This window comes from Acinetobacter sp. RF14B (genome assembly GCF_006864105.1).
Classification (GTDB): Bacteria; Pseudomonadota; Gammaproteobacteria; order Pseudomonadales; family Moraxellaceae; genus Acinetobacter; species Acinetobacter lwoffii_C.
Genome location: NZ_SMTB01000280.1, coordinates 1 through 300 on the forward strand (window position 1 = coordinate 1; position 300 = coordinate 300).

Genomic DNA, 300 nt, shown 5'->3' on the forward strand with positions numbered 1-300 from the left:
CACGTGGTGGACGAACAACAAAAATACATCTTGCAACCGACGCGAATGGATTACCGATTGATTTTAAAATCACTGGGGGTGACGTCCACGACAGTCAAGTTGCAAAACAACTGATTGATACTGTAGACGAGGCAACTTATCTTATTGCTGATAAGGGATATGCTGCTGGGCAGATTAGAATATATGCCCAGAATAAGGATATGATTCCCATTATTCCAATGAGATCAAATAGTAAGAGGTCGAATAAGGAGTTTGATAAATATCTATATCAATTAAGACATTTAGTTGAAAATGCATTTG

The 300-nt window shown here is 37.7% G+C and carries 1 protein-coding gene; it reads left to right on the plus strand.

The features are described 5' to 3' along the window. Window positions 1–300, plus strand: a 300-nt coding sequence (locus tag E2K52_RS14970) for a transposase (RefSeq protein ID WP_151205746.1), incomplete at both ends; no start/stop codon positions are given.